At 69.5% G+C, this 20511-nt stretch carries 25 protein-coding genes; 10 read left to right on the top strand and 15 right to left on the bottom strand.

The window, feature by feature from the left end; genetic code table 11:
* From RIF93_RS09030 to gcvA, 4 genes are all read right to left on the bottom strand, one after another.
* Positions 1–418: sigma factor (locus RIF93_RS09030; RefSeq protein WP_309090533.1), on the bottom strand; the 418-nt coding region annotated here is incomplete at its 3' end.
* Positions 419–422: 4 nt separating this feature from the next.
* Entirely contained in the window at positions 423–815 is a 393-nt protein-coding gene (locus RIF93_RS09025; protein WP_309090531.1) for a YciI family protein, read from the bottom strand.
* Positions 816–892: 77 nt separating this feature from the next.
* Positions 893–1771 carry a 3-hydroxybutyryl-CoA dehydrogenase gene (locus RIF93_RS09020; RefSeq protein ID WP_309090528.1) on the bottom strand — a complete coding sequence of 293 codons (879 nt, stop codon included), beginning with the start codon at positions 1769–1771 and terminating at the stop codon, positions 893–895.
* A 122-nt stretch (positions 1772–1893) separates the two neighbouring features.
* The gene (gene gcvA / locus RIF93_RS09015) at positions 1894–2796 is read right to left on the bottom strand and encodes a transcriptional regulator GcvA (protein ID WP_309090526.1); all 903 of its coding nucleotides are present in this window, start codon (positions 2794–2796) and stop codon (positions 1894–1896) included.
* Positions 2797–2919: 123 nt separating this feature from the next.
* Between gcvA and RIF93_RS09010 the strand changes: the two genes are divergently transcribed.
* The gene (locus RIF93_RS09010) at positions 2920–3069 is read left to right on the top strand and encodes a hypothetical protein (RefSeq protein ID WP_309090524.1); all 150 of its coding nucleotides are present in this window, start codon (positions 2920–2922) and stop codon (positions 3067–3069) included.
* Position 3070: 1 nt separating this feature from the next.
* Positions 3071–3409: a cupin domain-containing protein gene (locus tag RIF93_RS09005; protein ID WP_309090523.1), complete on the top strand. Its 339-nt coding sequence runs from the start codon at positions 3071–3073 to the stop codon at positions 3407–3409.
* Positions 3410–3474: 65 nt separating this feature from the next.
* On the opposite strand, the gene RIF93_RS09000 is transcribed toward RIF93_RS09005, so the two are convergent.
* Positions 3475–4419, bottom strand: a complete 945-nt coding sequence (locus RIF93_RS09000; protein WP_309090521.1) for an electron transfer flavoprotein subunit alpha/FixB family protein — start codon at positions 4417–4419, stop codon at positions 3475–3477.
* Positions 4419–5171, bottom strand: a complete 753-nt coding sequence (locus RIF93_RS08995) for an electron transfer flavoprotein subunit beta/FixA family protein (protein WP_309090519.1) — start codon at positions 5169–5171, stop codon at positions 4419–4421. Before RIF93_RS08995 ends, RIF93_RS09000 begins: the two co-directional genes overlap by 1 nt.
* Before the next feature lie 149 nt (positions 5172–5320).
* Between RIF93_RS08995 and RIF93_RS08990 the strand changes: the two genes are divergently transcribed.
* On the top strand, positions 5321–5590 hold the full coding sequence (locus RIF93_RS08990) for a hypothetical protein (RefSeq protein WP_309090517.1): 270 nt from the start codon (positions 5321–5323) through the stop codon (positions 5588–5590).
* A 3-nt stretch (positions 5591–5593) separates the two neighbouring features.
* On the opposite strand, the gene RIF93_RS08985 is transcribed toward RIF93_RS08990, so the two are convergent.
* The gene (locus RIF93_RS08985; protein WP_309090515.1) at positions 5594–6166 is read right to left on the bottom strand and encodes a cob(I)yrinic acid a,c-diamide adenosyltransferase; all 573 of its coding nucleotides are present in this window, start codon (positions 6164–6166) and stop codon (positions 5594–5596) included.
* Positions 6167–6176: 10 nt separating this feature from the next.
* A complete protein-coding gene (locus tag RIF93_RS08980; RefSeq protein WP_309090513.1) occupies positions 6177–6374 on the bottom strand; it encodes a twin transmembrane helix small protein in 198 nt (65 codons plus the stop codon).
* A 329-nt stretch (positions 6375–6703) separates the two neighbouring features.
* On the opposite strand from RIF93_RS08980, the gene RIF93_RS08975 reads away from it, so the two are divergent.
* From RIF93_RS08975 to RIF93_RS08965, 3 genes are read left to right on the top strand one after another with little or no spacing between them, the layout of a single operon-like run.
* A complete protein-coding gene (locus tag RIF93_RS08975) occupies positions 6704–7354 on the top strand; it encodes a TetR/AcrR family transcriptional regulator (protein ID WP_309090511.1) in 651 nt (216 codons plus the stop codon).
* A gap of 22 nt (positions 7355–7376) precedes the next feature.
* On the top strand, positions 7377–8012 hold the full coding sequence (locus RIF93_RS08970; RefSeq protein WP_309090509.1) for a TetR/AcrR family transcriptional regulator: 636 nt from the start codon (positions 7377–7379) through the stop codon (positions 8010–8012).
* Between the two features lie 55 nt (positions 8013–8067).
* Positions 8068–8691 carry a glutathione S-transferase gene (locus tag RIF93_RS08965; RefSeq protein WP_309090507.1) on the top strand — a complete coding sequence of 208 codons (624 nt, stop codon included), beginning with the start codon at positions 8068–8070 and terminating at the stop codon, positions 8689–8691.
* Here RIF93_RS08965 and RIF93_RS08960 read toward each other — a convergent pair.
* Positions 8688–9482, bottom strand: coding sequence for an alpha/beta hydrolase (locus RIF93_RS08960; protein ID WP_309090505.1), 795 nt, complete (start codon positions 9480–9482; stop codon positions 8688–8690). The genes RIF93_RS08965 and RIF93_RS08960 overlap by 4 nt on opposite strands.
* A gap of 51 nt (positions 9483–9533) precedes the next feature.
* Positions 9534–10454, bottom strand: coding sequence for a M15 family metallopeptidase (locus RIF93_RS08955; protein WP_309090504.1), 921 nt, complete (start codon positions 10452–10454; stop codon positions 9534–9536).
* Between the two features lie 41 nt (positions 10455–10495).
* On the opposite strand from RIF93_RS08955, the gene RIF93_RS08950 reads away from it, so the two are divergent.
* The gene (locus RIF93_RS08950; RefSeq protein WP_309090502.1) at positions 10496–11587 is read left to right on the top strand and encodes a L,D-transpeptidase; all 1092 of its coding nucleotides are present in this window, start codon (positions 10496–10498) and stop codon (positions 11585–11587) included.
* Between the two features lies 1 nt (position 11588).
* On the opposite strand, the gene RIF93_RS08945 is transcribed toward RIF93_RS08950, so the two are convergent.
* The 4 genes from RIF93_RS08945 to RIF93_RS08930 form a co-directional block, all read right to left on the bottom strand.
* The gene (locus RIF93_RS08945) at positions 11589–12680 is read right to left on the bottom strand and encodes an aromatic ring-hydroxylating dioxygenase subunit alpha (protein ID WP_309090500.1); all 1092 of its coding nucleotides are present in this window, start codon (positions 12678–12680) and stop codon (positions 11589–11591) included.
* A gap of 17 nt (positions 12681–12697) precedes the next feature.
* Positions 12698–14293 (bottom strand): alpha-glucosidase family protein, encoded by a 1596-nt coding sequence (locus RIF93_RS08940; RefSeq protein ID WP_309090498.1) that lies wholly within the window; start codon positions 14291–14293, stop codon positions 12698–12700.
* Between the two features lie 6 nt (positions 14294–14299).
* Positions 14300–14917, bottom strand: a complete 618-nt coding sequence (locus tag RIF93_RS08935; RefSeq protein WP_309090496.1) for an ATP-dependent Clp protease proteolytic subunit — start codon at positions 14915–14917, stop codon at positions 14300–14302.
* Positions 14918–15027: 110 nt separating this feature from the next.
* Positions 15028–16503, bottom strand: a complete 1476-nt coding sequence (locus RIF93_RS08930; RefSeq protein WP_309090494.1) for a M20 family peptidase — start codon at positions 16501–16503, stop codon at positions 15028–15030.
* Positions 16504–16577: 74 nt separating this feature from the next.
* Here RIF93_RS08930 and RIF93_RS08925 point away from each other — a divergent pair, with 74 nt between their 5' ends.
* On the top strand, positions 16578–17324 hold the full coding sequence (locus RIF93_RS08925; protein WP_309090492.1) for an extensin family protein: 747 nt from the start codon (positions 16578–16580) through the stop codon (positions 17322–17324).
* Here RIF93_RS08925 and RIF93_RS08920 read toward each other — a convergent pair.
* Positions 17321–19237 carry a PQQ-binding-like beta-propeller repeat protein gene (locus RIF93_RS08920; RefSeq protein WP_309090490.1) on the bottom strand — a complete coding sequence of 639 codons (1917 nt, stop codon included), beginning with the start codon at positions 19235–19237 and terminating at the stop codon, positions 17321–17323. The genes RIF93_RS08925 and RIF93_RS08920 overlap by 4 nt on opposite strands.
* Positions 19238–19399: 162 nt before the next feature.
* Between RIF93_RS08920 and RIF93_RS08915 the strand changes: the two genes are divergently transcribed.
* Together RIF93_RS08915 and RIF93_RS08910 are read left to right on the top strand one after the other, a co-directional pair.
* Positions 19400–20185, top strand: coding sequence for an SDR family oxidoreductase (locus RIF93_RS08915; RefSeq protein ID WP_309090535.1), 786 nt, complete (start codon positions 19400–19402; stop codon positions 20183–20185).
* 95 nt (positions 20186–20280) lie between these two features.
* Positions 20281–20511: hypothetical protein (locus RIF93_RS08910; RefSeq protein ID WP_309090489.1), on the top strand; the 231-nt coding region annotated here is incomplete at its 3' end.

Genomic DNA, 20511 nt, shown 5'->3' with positions numbered 1-20511 from the left:
CCGACAGGCCCGAGACGATGCGCAGCGCCAGCGCCACCTGCTGGGTCGCCGGCAGGTCCGGATGGCAGCAGATGAACAGCAGGCGCAGGACGTCGTCGCGGTAGTCGGCGTGGTCGATGCTCTCGGCCGCGCGGTCCTCGGCGTCGTCGAGGTCGGACAGGACCTCTTCTGACGGCAGCTCGGTCTGCTTCGAGCGCCGGCGCACGCCGTCGAGAGCGGCGTTGCGGCCGACCATGATCAGCCAGGCGGCCGGGTCGCGCGGCGGGCCGTTCTTCGGCCAGTTCTTCAGGGCGCGGAGGCAGGCGTCCTGGAACGCTTCCTCGGCCGTGTCCAGGTCCCGGAAGTAGCGCAGCAGGGCGCCGACGGCTTGGGGCCGGGCCGCCGAGATCGCCGCATCGATCCAGGCTGGGTCGGTCATGACGCTAGGCGCTCACCTTCTCGGCCGCGCTGGCGTCGAGGGCGCCGGGCACGAACAGGCGGATGGGACGGATTTCATAGGCGCCGCCGGGATTGGCGCGGCCGAGCTCCCGGGCGATCTCGAGCGCCTCGTCGAGGTTCTCGCAATCCATGACGTAGAAGCCGAGCAGCTGTTCCTTGGTCTCGGCGAAGGGGCCGTCGATGATCATGGGCGGGTCGCTCTTGCGCAGCGTCGTGGCCGCCGTCGTCGGCAGCAGACGCAGCGAGGGGCCGAGCTTGCCCGACTTCTCGAGCTTGTCGTGGACCACCTGCAGCCGGGCCATCACCGCGTCGTCCTCTTCCTTCGTCCAGGAGAAGACGACGTCTTCGGCGTTGTAGCAGAGCAGGGCGTACAGCATGGGGAATGGCCTCATCCGAACCTAAGGACGGACGAGCATGCCGCATGCCGACAGCCGCCGGCAAAGATTCGCGCGGGCTAGCGGGTCGGGACCGGCTCGTCGCCGCGGTAGTCGTAGAAGCCGCGGCCGGTCTTGCGCCCGAGCCAGCCGGCCTCGACGTACTTCACCAGCAGCGGGCAGGGCCGGTACTTGGAGTCCGACAGGCCCTCGTACAGCACGTTCATGATCGAAAGCACGGTGTCGAGGCCGATGAAGTCGCCGAGCTCCAGCGGACCCATCGGGTGGTTGGCGCCGAGCTTCATGGCCGTGTCGATCGCATCGACGGTGCCCACGCCCTCGTAGAGGGTGTAGATCGCCTCGTTGATCATCGGCACCAGGATCCGGTTGACGATGAAGGCCGGGAAGTCCTCGGCGTTCGAGGTGGTCTTGCCGAGCGACTTGGCGAAGTTGACGGCGGTTTCGTAGGTGTCGGCGTCCGTGGCGATGCCGCGGATGATCTCCACCAGCTTCATCACCGGCACCGGGTTCATGAAGTGCAGGCCGATGAACCGCTCGGGCCGGTCGGTGGTGGACGCCAGCCTGGTGATCGAGATCGACGAGGTGTTCGACGCCAGGATGGTGTTGGGCGACAGGTGCGGCGACAGGGCCTTGAAGATGGTCTTCTTGACCTCTTCGTCTTCAGTCGCCGCCTCGATGGCGAGGTCGGTTCCTCCGATGCTCTGCAGTTCGGCCGCGGGCTTGATCCGCGTCATGGCCGCTTCCTTGTCGTCGGCGGCAACGAAGCCCCGCGACACCTGGCGGGCCATGTTCTTCTCGATGGTGGCGAGCGCCTGCTTCAGGCGCTCCTCGCTCACGTCATGGAGCAGGACGTCGTACCCGCCGAGGGCGCAGACATGCGCGATGCCCGAGCCCATCTGGCCGGCGCCGATGACGCCGACCGACTTGATCTGAACCATTCAGCCTAAGCCTCGATATCGGCGCGGGAGGGCCGCGCCCGATCTTTGTGACGGCTTTCTAACATGCCTTTCGCGCAGTGCGGCAAGGCTTTTGCTGCGCCGCAGCACCGCTTGCCGCGGCGTCAGGCGGCCTCGACCGCCTCGGCCCCCTCGCTACCGCGCGCCGCCTCGATCAGCCAATCGCGCAGGGCGTGTATCCGGCGCAGCTTGCGACTGTCGGGCCGCCAGACGACCCAGAAGCCGAGCTCGGAGGCGACGTCGAGCTCGAACGGGCGCACCAGCCGTCCCGAGCGCAGGTCCTGCTCGATGAGGCCGCTGCGGGCCAGCGCCACCCCGATGCCTTGGGCGGCGGCCTCGAGCAGCATGACGGAGTCTTCGAAGATCATCCCCTGCACGGCTGGCGACTCGATGCCGAAGTGGCCGAGCCACAGGCTCCAGGGACGGTGGCTGTGGTGCAGCAGGGGTGCGGCCAGCAGGTCCTGCGGCGCCTTCATGGGATGGCGCGCGAGCAGTTCGGGACTGCAGACGGGCAGCAGGCTTTCGCGGAACAGGCGCACGGTCTCCAGCCCCGGCCAGTTCCCGGCGCCGTAGCGCACGCCCATGTCGGCGCCGTCGGTAACGAAGTTGGCGAGTCGGGAATCGACGCGCAGCTCCAGGTTCGCGCCGGCGGGGTGGCCCAGCAGGCCCGCCAGGCGCGTGGGCAGCCAGCGGTTCGCGAACTGCGGGTCCAGGCTGACCACCAGCGGGTCGCGCTCGGCCGCCTTGGTGAAGCTGCCGACAGCGTTCTTCAGGATGTCGTGGGCGCGGGCCACCTCGCGCGCCAGCCGCTCGGCTTCGGCCGTGGGGATCATCGCGTTGCCGCGGCGCTCGAAGAGGCGGGCGCCCAGTTCCTCCTCCAGCTTGCGGATTTGCTGGCTCACCGCGCCGTGGGTCACCGACAGCTCCTCGGCCGCGCGGCTGTAGCTCCTGTGGCGGGCGGCCGCCTCGAGGGCGCGCAGGGCGAAGAACGGGGGCAGCCGAACCATGGTTGGATGTTAGCGCGAGTAACAACCCCGGGCAAAAACTATCGTTCGCGGAAGGCTGCTCGGGGACCCACATCCGATGTGGAGGGCGACGCTGCCCCCACAGCGAACCCAGAGGACGGACAAATGAAGGACGTGATCGCAACCGCGCTCGCCAGCAGCCTCATGCTGGCCGTCGCGCTCGCCGCCTTGGCCTCGAAGCCGCTGGCGAACTATCTCGAGCGGGCTCATGCGGGAGTGGCGGCCGAACAGCCGCTGCAGATCGCGCGGGGCTGAGATGTCCGGGAAGATCGACCTGCGCGCCCTCGCCGCAGCCGTCACCGGAGCCTACGACAACCAGGTGGTCGCCGAGATCGACGACCATGTGGTGCGCCTCAGCGTGATGACCCAGCCGTACTACTGGCACAGCCATCCCGGCAGCGACGAGATGTTCCTGTCGCTGGAAGGCGGCCTGCGGATCGAACTGCCGGACCGCACGGTGGAGCTTTCGCCCGGGGAAGGGCTGACCGTGCCGGCCGGCGTGGTCCACCGGACCAGCCCGGTCGGGGTGCGCTCTGTGAACCTGACCTTCGAACGCGCCGACGCGGCCACGGTTCGGGCTGCGGCCCCGCGCTGAGCCCATGAAGAAGGGCGGCCCCTCGCGGAACCGCCCCTCCTGATTTCGGACCTTTCGGTCGGAACTTAGCGGCCGACCTTGGACAGTTCTTCCATCAGTTCGGGCACCGCCGACTTGTAATCGGCGACCAGCCCATAGTCGGCCACCTGGAAGATCGGGGCGTCGGGATCCTTGTTGATCGCGACGATCACCTTGGAGTCCTTCATGCCGGCCAGGTGCTGGATCGCGCCCGAGATGCCCACGGCCACGTAGAGCTCGGGGGCCACGACCTTGCCGGTCTGGCCGACCTGGTAGTCGTTCGGCGCATAGCCGGCGTCCACCGCGGCGCGCGAGGCGCCGACCGCCGCGCCGAGCTTGTCGGCGAGCGGCTCGATGACCTTCTGGAACTCTTCGGCCGAACCCATGGCGCGGCCGCCGGAGACGACGATCTTGGCGCCCGAAAGCTCGGGACGGGCCGACTTGACGATCTCCTGGCCGACGAACTTCGACTTGGCCGGAGCCCCCGGCGCCTGGATGGTCTCGACCGAGGCGGAGCCGCCTTCCGCCGCCGCCTTGAAGACGGTCGGGCGGACGGTGATCACCTTCTTGGCGTCGGACGACTGGACGGTCTCCAGCGCGTTGCCGGCGTAGATCGGCCGCACGAAGGTGTTGGCGTCGACGATGTCGATCACGTCCGAGATCTGGGCCACGTCGAGCTTCGCCGCGATGCGCGGGCTGATGTTCTTGCCCTGCGAGGTCGCAGGCGTCAGCACGGCGTCGTAGTTCGCAGCCAGCGGCACGACGAGGGCTTCGAACGCCTCGGCCAGGCCCTGACCGAGCTCGGCGCTTTCGCAGGCCAGCACCTTGCGCACGCCCGCGATCTTGGCGGCCTCAGTCGCGACGGCGGCCGCGTTGGTCCCGGCCACCAGGACGTCGATGTCGCCCGACAGCTTCTGGGCGGCGGTCACCGTCTTGTGGGTGGCGTCCTTGAGGGTCTGGTTGTCGTGGTCGGCGATGACGAGAACGGCCATTAGAGGACCCCCGCTTCGTTCTTCAGCTTCATGACGAGGTCGGCGGCGGTCTCCACCTTGATGCCGCCGGCGCGCTTCGGCGGCTCGGTGACCTTCACGACCTTGAGGCGCGGCGTGACGTCGACGCCGAGGGAGCCCAGCTCCTTCACGTCGAGCGGCTTCTTCTTCGCCTTCATGATGTTGGGCAGCGACGCGTAGCGCGGCTCGTTGAGGCGCAGGTCGGCGGTGACGATGGCGGGCAGCGTCACTTCGATGGTCTGCAGGCCGCCGTCGACTTCACGAGTGACCTTGGCCGAGCCGCCCGAGACTTCCACGGCGCTGGCGAAGGTCGCCTGCGGCCAGTCGAGGATCGCGGCCAGCATCTGGCCGGTGGCGGCGTTGTCGCCGTCGATGGCCTGCTTGCCCATGATCACCAGTTCGGGGTTCTCCTCGGCGATCACCGCCTTGAGGACCTTGGCCACGGCCAGCGGCTCCAGGTCCTGGTCGTTGGCCTGGATCAGGATGGCCCGGTCGGCGCCCATGGCGAGAGCGGTCCGCAGCGTTTCCTGGGCCTGGGTCGGGCCGACGGACACGGCGACCACCTCGGTCGCGGCGCCCTTCTCCTTCAGCCGCACGGCCTCTTCGACGGCAATTTCGTCGAAGGGGTTCATCGACATCTTCACGTTCGCGAGGTCGACGCCCGTCTGGTCGGCCTTAACCCGAGCCTTGACGTTGTAGTCGATCACCCGCTTGACCGGGACCAACACCTTCATGGGTCGCTAGCGCCTCAAATTTGCATTGCGAAAAAATGGGACGCCCGGGGCAATAAAGCTTCCGGCGCGCTTTGCAAACCCGAACGCCTTCGCAGGCGCCGCAAATCGCCCCGCTGGCGCCCCAACGTGAGTTCTTCTAGAAGGCCGTCATGAACCCGACGATCGAGCGCTTGATGCTCATCTTCCTCGGCGTCTTCGGCCTGGCGGTCGTCGGCGTGATCGTGTGGACCGTGGGCTGGGTCATTCCGGCCAAGAAGTGCGCGGACGCCCGCAAGTGGTGGGATCCCGCCGAGCGCGTCTGCGCCCAGCCCGTGCTGATCTCGGACATCACCGGGCGCACCATCCAGGACAAGCAGGCCGAGGCCGCCGCCCGCGCCGCCATCGGCCGCCCCGCGGCGCCGCCTGCGAAACAGCCCTGAACCTCAGCGCGTCGCGCCGGACTTCCAGAACACCTCGGAACGGCCCTCGTCATTGGCGAACCGCGCCGCGACGAACAGGAGGTCGGACAGGCGGTTCAGGTAGCGCATCGCAGGCCCGCTGACCGGTTCGCCGGCCTCGGCCAGGCGCACGGCCTCACGTTCGGCCCGCCGGCAGACGGCGCGCGCCAGGTGCAGGGCCGCGGCGGCGGGCGTCCCAGCCGGCAGGATGAAGGACTTCAGCGGCGGCAGCCGCACGTTCAGGGCGTCGATCTCGCCTTCCAGCCGCGTGACCTGGGCGTCGGAGACACGCAGGGCGTCGCCTTCCGCCTCATCGGGCTTCGGCGGCGTCGCCAGGTCGGCGCCGAGGTCGAAGAGCTCGTTCTGGATGCGCGCCAGCATGGCGTCGAAAGCGGGCTCGACGGAGTGGACCCGGGCCAGCCCAAGGCAGGCGTTCGTCTCGTCGACGGCGCCATAGGCCTCCACCCGCGGGTCGGCCTTGCTCACCGGCTTTCCGCTGGCCAGTCGCGTGGTCCCGGCGTCGCCGGTGCGGGTGTAGATGCGGTTCAGCGTGACCATGGATGGGCGCTCAGGACTGGGTCCGCCACCAGAGTACGCCGGCGAGCAACAGGATGGCGACGAACTGCACGAGGACCCGCAGGCGCATCAGCTTGTTCGAGTACGAGCGCCCGAAGTCGCCGCCGCGGAACAGAGTGAACAGGCCGGCGACGAGGACCAGGAAGAGGACGGCCAGCACCGCGAAGATGACGAGATTCAAGGGATCCATGCCCGCAATCTAGGCGCGCCGGGCGGCAGGAGCCACCGCAAACCCAGTTTGGGCCGGACACGCCTTGACTTTAGGTCGGCTGATCATGTTCAACGACCATCGCTCGAAGCTGGGCGTGAGACTTGGCCCGAGTGCTCCTGTGCTTGCCGCTGCATGCGGTAGATCGGGAGCGGCGCCGGAGTTCCCCCGCCCTTGCGCCACGCCGCGAACGTCGCCATTTTCGCGGACGTATAACGAGTTACATGAACACGTTCATCGAGCGCCCGCAACCCGGACGCAAGATCGAGAAAAGAACCCCCCGGTCCCTCCCCGGACAGCCCACGAGAACGATGAAACACATCTCTCCCACCCAGGTCGCCGTCGACTCCAACGTCCGTGCGCCGACCCGCCGCGCCCTCGCCAAGCAACAGACCCGCGCCAAGGTGCTGGCGGCCGCCCGCCGCCTCTTCTCGGAGCAGGGCTATGAAGGCGCCACGATCCGCGACATCGCCGCAGCCGCCGGCATGTCGACCGGCGCCGTGTTCGCCAACTTCACCGACAAGTCGGACCTGTTCCGCGAAATCATGACCGCCGACTGCGAGACCATCCTCGAGTCGATGCGGGAGGCCGCCGGCCGCGGCAAGGGCGTCGAGGACGTCCTGCTGAAGGTCTTCATGGCCGGCTACAGCTTCTACAAGACCCGCCTGCCTCTCGCCCGAGCCGCCTTCGGCGTGTCTTGGTCGCCGGACGGCGGCCCCACCCTGCGTGGCCTGACGCCGGTGCAAGGCATGCACGACCTCTTCGTCGAACAGCTGAACCTCGCCGTCGAGCGCGGCGAACTCCGCCAGGAGGCCGAGGTGAAGCTGCGCAGCCAGATGCTGTTCGAGGCCTATCTTTCGAACTACGTCCAGGCCATCTTCGAAGGCTGGGGCCTCGACGCGCTCCAGGCTCGGGCCCGCGACCAGATCCGGATCCTGCTGGCCGGCGCGCGCCGCGGCTGAGGCCGAAAGACCTGGGGGGGTCATGAAGGCTGATGTCGGATCCGACGTGAGGCGGGCGGCCGCCCGGCAGTCGCAGAAGGAAGCGACACGCCAGCGGGTGCTCGCCGCCGCGCGCGAACTGTTCGACACCCACGGCTATCAGGGCGCGACGGTGCGGGACATCGCCCGTCACGCCGGGGTGGCCGTGGGGAGCGTCTTCACGACCTTCGCTTCCAAGGGCGAGATCCTCTCCGAGGTCATGCAGAGCCGGTTGGACGGGCTCTATGGCGAACTGGACCGGGTGATGCCGCACCTTCGCGGCTCGACGGCCGATCGCCTGCGGACAATGTTCGCCATCCACTTCAACTTCGAGGCGGCGCACGTGCGCCTGTTCCTCTCTCACCTGGCGGCGGCCTACGACTGGACGCTGCCGCCGACCGCCCGGCCCTACGGCCGCACGCCCCGCCTCCAGGAAATCATCGTGGAGTGCCTCGCCAAGGGCGTGGAGGAGGGCGATGTCTGCCCCGAAGCCGACCTGCAGGAGATCGTCGACCTGCTGATGGCGGCCTACGCCTGGACCTACCGGCTGGTGATCACCAAGGGCTACGACGCCAAGGCGATGACCGAGGTGATGGATCGTCAGATCGGCCTGATCTGCGAGGGGTTCCGCCCGCGCTGAGCCCGTTGCGCCGTGCCGCGCATGTGTTTACTCCGTAAAACAAACGGAGGCCCGCATGATCGTCGTCCATCATCTCAACGACTCCCGCTCGCAGCGCATCCTGTGGCTGCTCGAGGAATTGGGGCTCGCCTACGAGATCAGGCGGTACGAACGGGACGCCGTGACCCGGCTGGCGCCGCCCGAGCTGAAGGCCGTCCACCCGCTGGGCAAGAGTCCGGTGATCACCGACCAGGGCCGGACGGTCCATGAATCGGGCGCGATCATCGACTATCTCGTGCGCCGGCACGGCGGTGGACGCCTGGCGCCGGGCGCGGGTAGCGACGCCTACGAAACCTTCGTGCAGTGGCTCCACTACGCCGAGGGCTCGGCCATGCTGCCATTGATGATGCAGCTGTACGTGGGTCGGCTGGGCGAGGCGGGCGCGCCGCTACAGCCGCGCATCGACAGCGAGATCGACAACCACCTGGGCTATGTGGAACAGGCGCTGGACGGCCGCGACTGGCTGATGGGCGAGTTCACCGCCGCCGACATCCAGATGAGCTTCGTGGGCGAGGTGGCCCGCGCCTTCGGGCGGCTGCAGACGCGGCCGAACCTCGGCGCCTGGGTCGCCCGCTTCCAGGCGAGGCCCGCCTACCGCAAGGCCCTGGAGGCGGGCGGCGCGTACAACCTCGCGGGCTAGAAGTTCGGCGGGAAGGGATCGTCCAGCAGGCCATCGAGGAAGTCGAAGACGGCCGCCTTGGTCAGGGCGTGCGGGATGGCCGAGAAGTGGTCGCAGCCGGAGACGGTGACGCCGCGGCCGTGCGGAAAGGCCCGCGCCAAGTCCTCGGGGTCGCCGGCGGTGTCGTCGCGCTGGCCAGCCACCACCAGCACCGGCATCGGCAAGGCGACGAACTGATCCGGCGCGAAGGGCGGGTTCTGCGCGCGCGAGAACGCCGCCAGCGCCGCCCGGTCCTCGCCCTGCTCGTCGGCGAAATGGCGGAAGCTGCGCAGCAGCGGATGGGCGATGGTTTCGGGGTCCTCGGCCAGCATGGCCTCGGCGAGCGCCTCGGCCTGTCCGGGCTGGCGCGGCTCGAAGAACCGGCCGCCGACGCCGCCCAGGATCAGGTGGTCGACCCTCTGCGGCGCGGCGAGCGCCACCTGCAGCGCCGTGCGCGTGCCCATGGAATAGCCGATCAGGTCGAAGCGGCCGACGCCAAGTTCGTCCAGCAGGCCCAGCACGTCGGCCGCCATGGCGTCGCGGGCGTAGGCCTGAGGGTCGTGCGGCTTGGCGCTCTGGCCGTGCCCGCGCTGATCGAGGCCGATCACCCGGGCGCCGCGGCGCTCGAAGGCGCCGTACCAGCCGGTGCGCCGCCAGCCCTCGTTGCGATTGGAGGCGAAGCCGTGGAGCAGGACGACGGTGCGTCCGGGCGGGCCCGGCGGGGCGATGTCGTCGTAGGCGATCTCCACGCCGTTCACGGTCAAGCTGGCCATGGGCGCCAGCCTAGTGGCGCCACCTGGACGGGTGCAACACAAGTCGGGCGTTCAGGGCTGCTCGCCCGTCCATTCCCAGTGCCAGGGCTCGAAGGGATAGTTCACGAAGCCGAAGCGCCCCGCATTAGCCACGAGCCAACGGTACGTGGGCGTCTTGCTCATAAACAGCCGGTTCGGGTCGGCGCTCGAGTCCGGCGGATAGCCGGGCGCCTGGCCGACGTAGAGGTCCATGGCGAGACCTGTGCGGTGCGGCGAGCAGCGGGCGCGGCGCACGCCGTCGCAGTTCCCCTCTTGGGCGCAGCGGGCGGCGTCGGCGCTGGGCGAGCGGTAGCCGGAGAAGATGGTCAGGTTGCGTGGGTCGGCGGCGATCTCGGGGTCCTCGGCCCGGGCGGCGGCGACCATCCGGCGATAGGCCTGCAAGGCGCCCGGCCGCAGATGCACCTGCTTGCCCATGTAGCCCTCGTCCGTCCGCGCGGCGGCGATCTCGTCGGCCGTCTCGGGGCAGATGCCCTGGGCGCTCAGCTTGACCATGTCGCGGCGCGTCTGGATCGCGGTCTTGACGAACTGGAAGTCGGTCTCGTCGACGACGCCGTCGGGCGAGAGGTTGTGCTCGTCCTGCCAGGCGGCGAAGGCGGCGGCGAAGCCCTCGGAGTCGGGCGGGCAGGCGGTGCCGACCTCGCGCTGTAGCAGGGGCGCATAGGTCTCCCAGCCGACCTCGGTGCGGCCGAAGGGGGCCCATGCCTGGCGTTTCAGGTTCTGGGCGTTGGCCTGGGCGGCGGCGGTCCAGCCGGCGCTGACGCAGCCCGGCGGATCGGGCCGGCGCTCGACCACCTCGGGCGGGGTCGCGCCGGGCGCGGGCTGCTGACGGGGCGCGTGCGCGCAGCTGGTGACCCGCAGCACCAGGAGCAGCAGGAGGGCGACGGACGCCGCGACCGCGCCCAGGAACTTCAGCGCATTTGAGACCTTCACCATCACGCCGGCAGCAAACGCGCGGCGCAACCCAGAGGTCCAGCATGAAATCGGCGAAGGCGCTTTTCCTGGCGGGCGCGGCGGCGCTCGTGCTGGCCGGCTGCGGCGAAACCGGCGGGGAGCAGGCGCGCGCGCCCGACGTGAAGCCGGCGCCGTTGAACGCGCCGCCGCCGGTGACGCCCTCGTCCTCGCCCGTGGCCCAGGCGATCGACCGCGCGCAGTTCGTGATGCTGCCCGCCGGCCAGGCCATGGCGCCCGACGCCCATCGGGCGCTGATGATCCGGACCCAGGTGCTGCTGGCCCGGGCGGGCTTCTCGCCAGGCGCGATCGACGGCGCGGACGGCGAGAACCTGAAGAACGCCGTCGCAGCGTTCGAGCGGGCCCGCGGCCTGCCCGAGGACGGCAAGCTGGACCAGGAAGTGTGGAACCTGCTGGTCAAGGACGAACAGCCGGTGATGACCGACTACGTCATCGGCGAGCAGGACGTGGCCGGACCGTTCGTCGAGAAGATCCCGACCGAATACAAGGACATGGCCAAGCTGGAGAAGCTGGCCTTCACCAGTCCGCTCGAGGCGCTGGCCGAGAAGTTCCACATGGACGAGGCGCTGCTGACCGCGCTGAACCCGGGCGCCGACTTCGGCCGCCCCGGGACGAAGATCATCGTCGTCGCCCCGCCGCCGGAGACGCTGATGGTCCCGGTCAGCCTCGTCGAGGTCGACAAGGCGCGCAACCAGGTCCGCGCCTACGGAGCCGACGGAACGCTGCTGGCCTCCTATCCGGCGACGGTGGGCTCGTCCGACATGCCGACGCCGGACGGCGAGTGGGCGGTCAACGTCGTCGCGTTCGACCCGCACTGGAACTACGACCCGAAGAAGCTGAACTTCGGCGACAAGTCGGCCGGCAAGCTGGACATCAAGCCTGGGCCCAACAATCCGGTGGGCGCCGTCTGGATCGACCTGACGAAGGACACCTACGGCATCCATGGAGCTCCCGAGCCGCGCCTGGTGGGCAAGACCGCGAGCCACGGCTGCGTGCGGCTGACCAACTGGGACGCCCGCCAGCTGGCGAGCGCGGTCAAGAAGGGCACGCGGGTGGTGTTCACGGGCTCGGAGCCGCCGCAGAAGGCGACGACCTGAACTAGCTGCGCCACCTCAGGACGGCGGGCTCGACCGGGTTCTTGAACGGACGGCGCTCCCGGCGGCTGGCGGCCCACTCGCGCTTCAGCTGCTGGTACCACTTGGCCTGCCGGTCGGCGTCGTCGATCCAGAGCAGGGTCGGGTCATACCGCAGGCCCTCGTTCTGCAGGTCGACCATGTGGCCGTCCTGGCGCAGGAAGGCTCGCGCGCCGGCGGCGATGAACGGCTTCAGCAGCACGAAGGCCGGGTGGTCCGACCAGACGATCTGGGTGATCCGCGTCCGGCGTTCGTCGATCGGGGTGAGGCACGTCAGCGATAGCACCTCGCGCTGGCCGACGGTGACGTGCTCCCAACGCAGGCCGGGCAGGCGGAAGGTGATCTCAGTCAGCGGCTGGCCGCCGAGGATCGCGTAGGCGCGGCTGTTCTTCGACGGCTCGTGGCGGACCATGGCGAAGCCGGCATCGCGCGGCTCGAAGCGCTTGGACTTCTCGTGCTGGCTGGCCTTGGAGCGCCACCACCACTGCTGGTGAACGTAAGGGCCGTGCGCAGGGTCCATCAGGCCCACGACCGCGTGGTCGATGTGGGCGTCGAAGACCATGCGGTCGACCAGCTTGGGGCGGCCGCCCACCACGCCCGGGAAGGTCGGCGGCGGCTGGTCGGGCTCGGAAGCTGCGTCGTCGCCGATCCAGACGAACACCAGGCCCTGGCTCTCGGCGACGGGATAGCGGCGCACGCGGATGCGGCCGACGTCCATCGCCTGGTCGCCGGTGAGCGACGGGATGGCCGCGCAGGCTCCGTCGGCGCGGAAACGCCAGCCGTGGTAAGGGCACTCGACGGTGTCGTTCACGATCCGCCCTGCCGACAGCGGCGCGGCGCGGTGCGGGCAGATGTCCCGCAGCGCGAAGAGCTCGCCGGCATTTCCGCGGCCCAGCAGCACCGGCTCGCCCAGGATCTCGTGGCGCGCCAGCTTGCCCGGCTTCAGGTCGGACGAGAGCGCGGCGAAGTACCAGATGTCGGCCAGGAAGCCCTGGCCGAACTTCAGCGTCGGAGCGCCTGCGGGCTTGTTCCGATTCTGGGCGTCGCCTTCGGCCATGGCGGCCTTCTACCCGCTCAGGCGAGCTTGAGGAACGCCGCCGCGTAGGGCGACAGGCCGATGGAGCCGCCGCGCAGGTCGGCGTCCCCAGCGCGCAGGTCCAAGAGCTCCGCGCCTTCCAGCTCCGGCGCGGAGACGAAACGCGGCTCGGCCGAGAAGTTGAAGAGGCAGGCGATCCGGTCGTCTGCGTGCTCGCGCACGAAGCCGAGGATCGGGCCGGCCAGGTCTAGGAACCGGATCTCGCCCAAGCGCATGGCCGCCGAGCCCTTGCGGAAGGCGATCATGGCGGTGGCGAAGCTCAGGGCGGAGTCCGGGTCGGCCGCCTGTTCCTCGACCGTCAGGGCGCGATGCTCCTCGGCGGCCGGCAGCCAGGGCGTGCCGGTGGTGAAGCCCAGGTTCTCGTCGGTGTTCCACGGCATCGGCGTGCGGCAGCCGTCCCGTCCGCCGTCGTAAGGCCAGTAGAGGTCGCCGACCGGGTCGCGCAGCTGATCCCGGGTGAGCTTCGCCTGCGGCAGGCCCAGCTCCTCGCCCTGGTAGATCAGGGTGGTGCCCTTCAGCGCCAGCAGCAGGGCGAACATCATCTTCGCAAGTTCGGGCGAGCCGTCGCCGAAGCGGCTGGCGGTGCGCGGCACGTCGTGGTTCGAGAAGCTGATCGTCGGCCAGTGGACGGGATAGTCGGCCAGGGTCCGGTAGTGCTCGCGCACGAAGGCCGGATCGAGCTTGCGGGCCAGCAGCATCACGAAGGTGTAGCCGCTGTGGAGCCCGTCCTCGCGGCTGCAGTAGGCGCCGCAGCGGGCCTCCTCTTCCGAGAACTCGCCGAACACGAACCTGTCGCCGTGCGCCTCGACCCGTCGACGGATGACGTCCAGCACCTCGACGTTCTCGGGCAGGTTGGAGTCGTGCAGGTGCCGCTGCAGGTTGCCGGCATGGCTCCAGTGCAGGCCGGTGCGCTCGCCCGGCGGGACCGGCGGATTATCGGTCAGCGTCTCGTCGTGGAGGTAGGTCCCGGCCACGTCCAGCCGGAAGCCGTCGACGCCCTTGTCTAGCCAGTAGTCCAGCACGCCGAGCGCGGCCTCGCGGGCGGCGGGGTTGCGCCAGTTCAGCTTGGGCTGCTGGCGCAGGAATTTGTGGTGGTAGTGCTGGCGCCGCTTCGGCTGGTAGGCCCAGGCCGGACCGCCGAACACCGAAAGCCAGTTGTTCGGCGCGGTCCCGTCCGGCTTCGGGTCGGCCCAGACATACCAGTCCGCTTTGGGACCGTCCTTGCCGCCGGTCAGGCTCTCGACGAACCACGGATGCTCGTCCGAGGTATGGCTGAGCACCTCGTCCAGAACGACCTTCAGGCCGCGGGCGTGGGCGGCCTCGAGCAGCGCCTGGAAGTCCTCGAGCGTGCCGTAGTCGTGCTGCACGCCCTCGAAGTCGGCGATGTCGTAGCCCCAGTCGCGGTTGGGCGAGGGGTGGATCGGCGACAGCCAGATCCCGTCCACGCCCAGGCCCGCGATGTAGTCGAGCTTGGCCAGGACGCCGGGCAGGTCGCCGTGCCCGTCGCCGTCACTGTCGAAGAAGCTGCGGACGTAGACGTGGTAGAGGACCGCGCCCTTCCACCACGGCTGCATCGGACCTTAAGCCTCGGAGGTGTTCGTGATGATGCGCGAGACGATGCCGTACTCGACGGCCTGCTCGGCGCTCATCCAGAGGTTCCGGGTCGTGTCCTTGTCGATCTTCTCGTAGGGCTGGCCGGTCTCGCGAGCGATCATCCGGTTCACGCGCTCACGCATCTTGATGATCTCTTCCGCCTCGATCTCGATGTCCGAGGCCTGGCCGCGCACGCCGCCCGAGGGCTGGTGCAGCAGGAACCGGGTGTTCGGCAGGCAGAGCCGGTTTTCCTTCTTGGCGCCCAGATAGATGTGCGCCCCGGCGCTGGCCACCCAGCCGGTGCCGATCACCTTCACCGGTGCGCCGCAGAAGCTGATCATGTCGTGGATGGTGTCGCCGCTTTCGACGTGGCCGCCCGGCGAGTTGATGATCATCCGGATCGGCGCGTCGCTTTCCGAGGCCAGGGCGGTGATCTGGGCGGTGACCCGTTCGGCCAGGCGCATGTCGATCTCGCCGAACACAAGGACCGTACGGGACTTGAACAGGGCGTTCTGGACGGGACCCGCCGTCATCGGCATGTCGGGCAGGCGGCCCTTGTCGTCCTCGTCCCCGTCGTCGTCCATGTAGGCAGTCCACTTCAGCATGGCGGCTCCTTGCAGGCCGTCGGGCGCGCCTCGCGCTCGCGGCAAAGTCTCTCTTACCGAGTTATTGGTCCCGACGGGTTCCGGCAAGCGGGGTGGCGAGAATTTCCGCTTCAGCCGGCGGCGGTGACAATCAGACGGCCGTAGAACTGCACCATCTTCTCGAGGTTCCGGAGCGTGAGGTGCTCGTTCGTGCCGTGGATCAGCTGCACGTCTGCGAGGGCGAGCTCGACCGGCTGGAAGCGGTAGATGTCACGGGCGGCCGGCTGCATCCAGCGGCTGTCGGTGGCGGCGGTCACCAGGCTGGGCGCCACCGGCGCGCCGGAGACTGCGCCGGCAGTGGCGGACACCACCTGCCAGGCGCGCGAGCTGGTGGACGAGACGGCCGACGGCGAGGCGGGCGGCGTGTTCCAGGCGAGGGTGACCGGCAGGTCGCCGACCGCGGACTTGGCGCGCGACATCACCGTGTCGGGCGTGTCGCCGGGGGCGATGCGGTAGTTGATCCAGGCGGTGGCGTCCTGCGGCAGCACGTTCTCCTTCGGACTCCCCTTCAGCATCGTGGGCGCGATCGTGGTGTGCAGCAGGGCGGCTCCGGGCGGGGTGGCGCCCACCTGACCGATGAGCAGCGGACGGAACAGCCATTCGTTGGCGACCGCCATTTTCACGGGGAAGCCGGCCTCGGGGGCGACGGCCTTCAGCATGTCGGCGCCCGGACCCCGGAAGGCCATCGGGAATTGGTCGTCGACGATCGCCGTCACCGCGCGGGCGAGGGTGGCGACGCCGCCGGAGTCCTTCGGCGGGGCCGAGGAGTGGCCACCCGCCGCCCTCGCGGTGATCTTCAGCGTGGCGTAGCCCTTCTCGGCCGTGCCGATGACCGCCAGCTTGCCGCCGGTGATGGGATTGTCCTTCAGGATCACCAGGCCCTCGTCGAGCACGAACTCGGCGGAGACGCCGCGCGCTTTCAGGAGGCGGGCGGCGGCTTGCGCGCCCGAGCCCTGCACCTCCTCGTCGCCACCGAGCACCAGGATCACCGTGCGTTTGGGCGCAAAGCCCCGGACCGACAGCGTCTCGATGGCCTCCATCAGGCCGATCAGCGAACCCTTGTCGTCGATGGCCCCGCGGCCCCAGACCGCGCCACCGGCGATCACGCCGGCGAACGGCGGATGCTTCCAGGCGCCTTCCGTGCCGGGCGTCACCGGCACCACGTCCTGGTGAGCCATGAGGATGATGGGCGCCAGCGTGAGGTCGGAGCCGGCCCAGGTGTAGATCAGCGTCTGCGCGTCGATGACCTCGCGGCTCATGGCGCGGTGGGCGGCCGGATAGGTCGCCTGCAGGAAGGCGTGCAGCCGACCCCATTCGGCGAGTTGATCCTGCGCCCGGTCCTGGTGGCGGACCGTCGGGATCTGGATCGCGGCGCTGAGGTTGCGTGCGGCGCGGCCGAGGTCGACCGGGATCGGCGCTGCGACCTGCACGTCCGAAGCGGTCAGGCCGGCGGGCGGCCGGTACGTGAAGGTCCTGACGAGGACCACGGCCAAAAGCACCAGCGGCACGGCCACGAGGCCGAGCGCAATCCGTCCCACGATCTTCATGACCATTCCTCCCCGCCGGCGAAGCTTCGCCGTGCTGCGCCTGAACCGCAAGCGTTCCGGTCCGTTGCAGGCCCGTGCCGCCTCGCCCTCCCAAGCTGAAGCCGGTTTCGCCCGAGACCCTGGCGCTGGCCGGCCTGTGGGCCGGACTGCTGGACGTCGCGGTGGCGGCCTTCCTGCTGGTGATCGCCGTCAACGCCTGGGCCCCGCCGCAGGACCTGCCCTGGACGCCCCTGCGCCTGGACCAGCCGGTGGGCCTGGCCACCCGCGCCAAGTTCGCCCGCGCGGCGCAGGATCCCGCGCTGTGCCGGCGGGTGCTGGCGCAAGGCCGGGTGACGTTCGTGGAGGAGCCGGACCGCGACTTCGGCGAGTGCGCCACCGAGAACACGGTCCGCATCCGTGACGGGACGGCGGTCCGGCTGGCGCCGGCTGCGCCGGTGGTCACCTGTCCGGTCGCGCTGGGGTACGCGTTCTGGAGCCGCCACGTGGTGCAGCCGGCCGCGCGGGCGGAGCTGGGCGAGCCAGTGGTGCGCGTGGAGCACTACGGCTCCTACGCCTGCCGCAACATCTACGGCCGCGCGGAAGGGCGGCGGAGCGAGCACGCCTTCGCCAACGCCCTGGACGTGGCCGCCTTCCGCACCGCCTCAGGTCGGCGGGTCACGGTGGTGCGGGACTTCCGCGCCGAGGATGGGCGCGGACGCTTCCTGCGGCGGGTGCGCGACGGCGCCTGCCCCTGGTTTCGCGCGGTGCTGAGCCCCGACTACAACGCAGCCCACAGCGACCACCTGCATCTGGACTTCGGCCGCTACGGCCTCTGCCGCTAGGGCTTGGGCTTGAACGCCAGCAGGGTGTTGCCGGGCGCCTGGCCGAACATGCCGTAGCCCGAGCCCACCAGGACCAGGCCGTTGACGCCGACGATGGACGCCGAGTCGATCGAGCCGCCCTTGCCGGCGACGCCGTTGACCGTCTGGAAGTCGCGCAGGGTGTCGTAGGTCCACAGGAGCTGGCCGGTCTTGGCGTCGATCACGAAGAGCCGCCCGTCGAGGCTGCCCTGGATGACCGCGCCGTCGATGACCGTGGGTGCGCCCGAGAAGCCATAGACCCGCTCGCACCGCGGCGCCTTCTTGCCCCGCTCGCCGTCGCAGGAGGGCGTGACCGAGTACTGCCACTTCAGCTCGCCGGTGTTGGCGTCGACGCCGTACATCCCGGGCTGCAGCTTGGGATCGATCGGCGGGCCGCCGGGCAGGGGCCGGCCGATATGGGCCACCGGAACCAGCACCGTGTCGTCGAGATAGGCCAGGCCCCAATGGATGCCGCCCTGCGGCGTGCCCGTGCCGATGTCGCGCCGCCAGACCACCTTGCCCGTCTCAGGCTCGAGCGCCCAGACCGTGCCGGACTTCTGGCCCGCGAGCACCAGTTCCTTACCGTTCTTCAGTTTGGCGAGCACCAGCGAGGCGCCGAAGTCCACGTCACGGTAAACGGTCTCGTTGCCCTTCACGCAGTTCAGAAGCTCAGGCCGGCCGTTCGGGCCGCAGCCGACGTTGAAGATGTCGTCCGGCGTGGCCTGGTGGCTCCAGGCCTCGGTCCCGTCCTTCAGCCGGATGGCGATAAGGGCGTTGGTGTTGCGGTGCGCCGGCGGCGAGTTGCTTTCGCCGGTGCCGAAGTAGATCAGGCCGCGCTTTTCATCGACCAGCGGGGAATTCCAGATCGGCGCGCCCGAAGGCCCCATCAGCGGCTTGCCGTCGCCACGGTCGCGGACCGGCTGGGCGTCGGGCATGGTGTCATAGCGCCACTGCTGGGCGCCGGTCTTCGGGTCCAGCGACAGGACGTAGCCGTGGTTGGTGCAGCAGGTGACGTTGTTGTCGTAGGCCTGCATGATCTCGAACTGGCTGACCGGCACGATGACGCGGTCCTTCAGCACCACGGGCGTGCCGGTGGTCAGCGAGTAGGAATAGGTCCCCACCGCCTTGGTCCACAGCGGCTTGCCGGTGCGGGCGTCCAGCACGTGGACGGTGGTGTCGAGGCCCGAGAAGGCCAGCACCGGCGTGCCGTCGGCGATGACGCCATAGGCCGCGCTGGTCCGCAGCGGCGCGCCGCCCGGCGTGTTGTAGACCCACTTCACGCAGGGCTTGGCGGGATCGCTGACGTCGAAGGCGTACATGGCCGAGGCCTCGGCCACCGGCAGGAAGACGGTGTTTCCGACCACCGCCGGCTGGGCCCGCATCATGGTCACGTCCGGGAAGCCGATCGCCCAGGCCAGGTTCAGCTTGCCGAGGCCGGCCTTGGTGAGGCCCGCCTGCCGGGCGGTAAGGACGCGCGTCTGACGCGCGTCGAAGCCGAAGCTCGCGACGGCCGGCTGGGCGCTCAGGCCCGGGGCCTTGCGGCCGCCTTCGCAGGCCATGGCCGCGCTCCAGGTGTCGGTGGTGACCGCTGAGCGCCCGGTGAGGTAGTTGATGAGCTGGCCGCGCTCCTCTTCCGAGAGCCCGGCGCCCTGAGCCTGCATCTTGCCCTGTGTCAGCGCGAAGCTGATCACCTGGTAGCTCATCTTGCTGAGCGTTTCGCGGCTGGGGGATTTGGTGTCGCCGGGATTGTCGTGACAGGCGGCGCAGCGCATCCGGTAGATCGCCGATCCGGGATGCGGCATCTGATTGGCCGACTGGGCCCTGAGCTCGGTTCCGACCGCCCACGCGGCGCCGGCCGCGAGCGCGAGGGCGGCAAGCCCTGCGAACACCTTCATCTACGTTCCCCCCGCGGGCGTTCTGCGGCTCTTGGACGGCCGCATCGTTTTTCGAAGATACGGCATCCTGCCCCGGCGTCCACCTTGACCGAGGGGCAACCTGCGGCGCAAATGCCGGCTCGAAGTCAAACAATTGTTTGGGAGAGCGCCGTGAGCGAGGTGATGGACAGACTGAAGGTCGGCGCGGGCGGCCTATTCGACCTGACGGGCAAGGTGGCGGTGATCACCGGCTCGTCCCGCGGCATCGGCCGGGCCATCGCCGAGCGCATGGCCGAGCAGGGCGCCAAGGTGGTGATCTCGTCGCGCAAGGCCGGCCCCTGCGAGGAGGTGGCGAACCTGATCAACGAGACGCGGCCGGGCCACGCGATCGCCGTGCCGGCCAACATCTCGTCGAAGGAGGACCTTCAGCGGCTGGTCGACGAGACCCGCAAGGCGTTCGGCAAGATCGACATCCTGGTCTGCAACGCCGCGTCCAATCCGTTCTACGGCAGCCAGCTGGACATCACGGACGACGCGTTCCGCAAGATCCTCGAGAACAACATCATCGCCAACAACTGGCTGATCGGCATGGTCGCGCCCGAGATGCGTGAGCGGAAGGACGGCTCGATCATCATCGTCTCCTCCATCGGCGGCCTGCGCGGCTCCACGGTGATCGGCGCCTACTGCATCTCGAAGGCGGCCGACATGCAGCTGGCCCGCAACCTCGCCCAGGAGCTGGGACCGGACAACATCCGGGTGAACTGCATCGCGCCGGGCCTGGTGAAGACTGACTTCGCCAAGGCGCTGTGGGACACGCCGGAAGGCGAAAAGCGCGCCAGCTCGGGCACGCCGCTGCGCCGCCTCGGCGAGCCCGACGACCTCGCCGGCGCGGCTATCTACCTGGCCTCGCGCGCGGGCGCCTGGACCACCGGCCAGACCATCGTGGTGGACGGCGGCACGACCTGCTGACGTTCGTCGCTCCACCGACGCGGTTGATCGCAAGGGCGGCCCCTTAGGGGCCGACCGGGCCTAGCTCTGCCCCTTCAAGTCGAAGGGGTAGAGACATGCGCAAGACGATGGCGCTGGGCGCCGCCATGGGCGTCCTGGTTTCGGTGCTGGCCGCAGGGCCGGCGGCCGCGCAATACGGCATGGACAAGAAGGCGCCGAAGAACGCGGCGACGCCCGAGCTGCCGAAATGCGACAAGCCGCTGGGCCGCGTCGCCATCCGGGAGCCGGAGAACGACTGGTGGACGGGGCTGGGCCTCTCCAACCCGGAAGCGGTGATCAAGCTGTTC

This window comes from Phenylobacterium sp., from assembly GCF_031181185.1.
GTDB lineage: Bacteria > Pseudomonadota > Alphaproteobacteria > Caulobacterales > Caulobacteraceae > Phenylobacterium.
The sequence above is the reverse complement of the archived record's forward strand: the minus strand, read 5'-3'. Positions and strand labels throughout refer to the sequence as shown.

Coding starts and splice junctions, on each gene's coding strand:
- RIF93_RS09025 (WP_309090531.1), bottom strand. CDS start 815: ATGCTGTACGCCCTGCTCTGCTACAACGCCGAAGACGTCGTCTTCTCC.
- RIF93_RS09020 (WP_309090528.1), bottom strand. CDS start 1,771: ATGGTTCAGATCAAGTCGGTCGGCGTCATCGGCGCCGGCCAGATGGGC.
- gcvA (WP_309090526.1), bottom strand. CDS start 2,796: ATGGTTCGGCTGCCCCCGTTCTTCGCCCTGCGCGCCCTCGAGGCGGCC.
- RIF93_RS09010 (WP_309090524.1), top strand. CDS start 2,920: ATGAAGGACGTGATCGCAACCGCGCTCGCCAGCAGCCTCATGCTGGCC.
- RIF93_RS09005 (WP_309090523.1), top strand. CDS start 3,071: ATGTCCGGGAAGATCGACCTGCGCGCCCTCGCCGCAGCCGTCACCGGA.
- RIF93_RS09000 (WP_309090521.1), bottom strand. CDS start 4,419: ATGGCCGTTCTCGTCATCGCCGACCACGACAACCAGACCCTCAAGGAC.
- RIF93_RS08995 (WP_309090519.1), bottom strand. CDS start 5,171: ATGAAGGTGTTGGTCCCGGTCAAGCGGGTGATCGACTACAACGTCAAG.
- RIF93_RS08990 (WP_309090517.1), top strand. CDS start 5,321: ATGAACCCGACGATCGAGCGCTTGATGCTCATCTTCCTCGGCGTCTTC.
- RIF93_RS08985 (WP_309090515.1), bottom strand. CDS start 6,166: ATGGTCACGCTGAACCGCATCTACACCCGCACCGGCGACGCCGGGACC.
- RIF93_RS08980 (WP_309090513.1), bottom strand. CDS start 6,374: ATGGATCCCTTGAATCTCGTCATCTTCGCGGTGCTGGCCGTCCTCTTC.
- RIF93_RS08975 (WP_309090511.1), top strand. CDS start 6,704: ATGAAACACATCTCTCCCACCCAGGTCGCCGTCGACTCCAACGTCCGT.
- RIF93_RS08970 (WP_309090509.1), top strand. CDS start 7,377: ATGAAGGCTGATGTCGGATCCGACGTGAGGCGGGCGGCCGCCCGGCAG.
- RIF93_RS08965 (WP_309090507.1), top strand. CDS start 8,068: ATGATCGTCGTCCATCATCTCAACGACTCCCGCTCGCAGCGCATCCTG.
- RIF93_RS08960 (WP_309090505.1), bottom strand. CDS start 9,482: ATGGCCAGCTTGACCGTGAACGGCGTGGAGATCGCCTACGACGACATC.
- RIF93_RS08955 (WP_309090504.1), bottom strand. CDS start 10,454: ATGGTGAAGGTCTCAAATGCGCTGAAGTTCCTGGGCGCGGTCGCGGCG.
- RIF93_RS08950 (WP_309090502.1), top strand. CDS start 10,496: ATGAAATCGGCGAAGGCGCTTTTCCTGGCGGGCGCGGCGGCGCTCGTG.
- RIF93_RS08945 (WP_309090500.1), bottom strand. CDS start 12,680: ATGGCCGAAGGCGACGCCCAGAATCGGAACAAGCCCGCAGGCGCTCCG.
- RIF93_RS08940 (WP_309090498.1), bottom strand. CDS start 14,293: ATGCAGCCGTGGTGGAAGGGCGCGGTCCTCTACCACGTCTACGTCCGC.
- RIF93_RS08935 (WP_309090496.1), bottom strand. CDS start 14,917: ATGCTGAAGTGGACTGCCTACATGGACGACGACGGGGACGAGGACGAC.
- RIF93_RS08930 (WP_309090494.1), bottom strand. CDS start 16,503: ATGAAGATCGTGGGACGGATTGCGCTCGGCCTCGTGGCCGTGCCGCTG.
- RIF93_RS08920 (WP_309090490.1), bottom strand. CDS start 19,237: ATGAAGGTGTTCGCAGGGCTTGCCGCCCTCGCGCTCGCGGCCGGCGCC.
- RIF93_RS08915 (WP_309090535.1), top strand. CDS start 19,400: ATGGACAGACTGAAGGTCGGCGCGGGCGGCCTATTCGACCTGACGGGC.